Here is a 2,365-nt window from a genome sequence, read left to right on the forward strand (position 1 = left end):
GATCGGAAAGGCAGATAAGCGCAGTGATCTCCGGATGGGTTTCCAGTAACGCTTTGGCCGCCTGTTCGCCGTGTTCTTCATCGTGTCGGGTTTGATACAGCCAGCACGTATCAAGGGCGAAGCCGCGCTGCTGGAAAACCTCCCGGCAGACATTCACGCGGGAGAGCATCAGCAGGTTGTCGCCGGTGACGGGGGCGGTCAGATCGCACATTCCCTGCGCGGAGGGCTGTGACGGAAAGGCGATGATGCCGAAATGTCGATGACCTTTATCGGCCAGATAGCGGGCAATATCGCGCATGGCGCAGGCGTTATCGATGGAGACGCTGCTGTGGTCGGGAAACTGAAAATCGAGCGTGACCACCGGACGCCCATGAGCCAGCGCGTGCTGGATCATGGCCGCATTGTTATGCGTGGCGTTGAGAATATAGCCATCAACCAGGGTGTTGAGCGGCGTCTGTTGCCGCTTACGCAAAGGGATCAAGACCAGATTGACGTTTTGTTCTTCACACTGGACGGCGATCCCCCGCATCAGCGCAATGTCGTGGGGATCGATAAACACGTAACTCATAGAGTCGTTGAATATCACGCCGATGGTGTCAGATTTACCGGTACGCAGCGCGCGCGCCAGCTTGTCCGGTCCCTGAAAGCCAAGCTCGCTGGCATATTGCAAAATTCGCTGGCGCAGCTCCGGAGATAATTTTTCCGGATTATTCCATGCGTTCGACACCGTGGTATGGGAAATACCCATAATCTTGGCCAATGATTTTATCGTAATACGTTTCTTATCTTTATTATCATTAACGTTTATTTTCATGTTTAATATATTTGCTTGGTTTATATATTGGCGTGAATTATTTATTTCTATCGTCCATTGCGTTGAACGTTGATGCAAAGTTTAACGTTAAACAAAAATCGTTTTGTGATTTGTTTAACGTTAAACATAAAAAGGGGGTGTTAATTTACGCTCCATTCAATAGCAGGGTAGCGGTAAATCAATACTTATTGAAAGTAAATGGAGAGTTATCGTGAGAGTTGTAAAATTAGCTAAATTAACAGCCTGTGTACTATTCGCATTTTGTATTTCTGGCTGCGGTCCGGATGATAAAAAATCCGCAGAGACAGCAAAAACGCCAATTAAAATGTGGGTGGCACCAAACGAAAATGAAGAAGCCTTCTGGAATACTATGGTTAAAGAATGGAATAAAGACCCGGCGCATACCCCGGTCGAATTTACGCCCATTCCTGCCGCCAGCAGTTCTGAAGAGGCAATAATGAACGCGCTGGCTTCCGGCACGGAACCCGATATTTCCAGTAATATCTTTATCGGTTTTGCCAGCCAGTTAGTGGAAATTGGTCAGCTTGAAGACCTGTCTAAAATGAGTGGTTTTAATGAACTCGTTAATAACCGACAGATGGGCAAAATTATTCCTGCCTGGCAATTAAACGGCGAGCAACACGTTCTGCCAATCTATATTAATCCTATCGTCTGGTGGTGGCGGGGCGATTTACTCAAGCAGTATGGTTTTGATCATGTTCCGACCCGTTATGATGAGCTTTATCAGCTGGCAGAGCGCCGGGCGGCGGATAATAACGGCTATGTTATCCAGATGACCGCCGGGAAAAACTGGTGGGAACGCTGGTTCGATTTTATTCCGCTTTATTATGCGCAAAACGGCGGTAAACCTTACCTCGCGGGTCATCAGGCGACGTTTGCCGATCCTGCCGGACAGGCGGTACTGACCTTTATGGGGAAAGTCTTTAACAGCAAGTGGAGCAGCTACGACTTCACCGCCGCCGACGATCCGTTAGCGACCGGGCAGGTGCTGGCGTCCGCGCGCGGTCCGTGGGATATCGCTCGCTATCACAAGCAGTATCCGGAGATCCTCAAAACGCTGCAAATTGGGCCGATGCTCACCGAGAAAGGCGACGCGCACCCGTATACGTTCGGCGACAGCAAAGGGGTGGTGATCTTCAGTTCCAGCAAGCGCAAAGCGCAGGCGTGGGCGTTTATTCAGTGGGTCTTTAACAACGCCGAGCACGACCGGAGCTGGCTGGAGCTGACCGGTATGCCGCCAGCACGCAGTGATTTAATGAGTAATCCGCTGTTTGTGAATTACTTTGAGAAAAACCCGCTGGAGAAGGCGATCGCTTCTTACGTGGACGTCGCGCTGCCGCCAGCGGCCACTACGCAAACCACGGAGATTCAGCGCAGCATGACGCAGATGCTGGAGCAGGTCATTTTCAACCACGCCGATCCGGCAGCCACCCTCGATAAATCCGCGCAGGAAATTAACACATTGCTGGCGAAATAAGGGGAAAAAATGGCTGGATATGAATCCCGCACCGGAGGCCTGTTGGCCTCCAC

The 2,365-nt window shown here is 50.7% G+C and carries 2 protein-coding genes; one reads left to right on the forward strand and one right to left on the reverse strand.

Annotated features, from left to right (window positions below):
• The coding region (locus FDW87_RS05740) for a LacI family DNA-binding transcriptional regulator (RefSeq protein ID WP_252363026.1) at nucleotides 1-814 on the reverse strand (814 nt) is incomplete at its 3' end.
• 211 nt (nucleotides 815-1,025) lie between these two features.
• Here FDW87_RS05740 and FDW87_RS05745 point away from each other — a divergent pair.
• Nucleotides 1,026-2,312, forward strand: coding sequence for an ABC transporter substrate-binding protein (locus FDW87_RS05745; RefSeq protein ID WP_016154603.1), 1,287 nt, complete (start codon nucleotides 1,026-1,028; stop codon nucleotides 2,310-2,312).
• The last annotated feature ends 53 nt before the right edge of the window (nucleotides 2,313-2,365 follow it).

Source organism: Citrobacter sp. wls826 (genome assembly GCF_005281245.1).
Classification (GTDB): domain Bacteria; phylum Pseudomonadota; class Gammaproteobacteria; order Enterobacterales; family Enterobacteriaceae; genus Citrobacter; species Citrobacter braakii.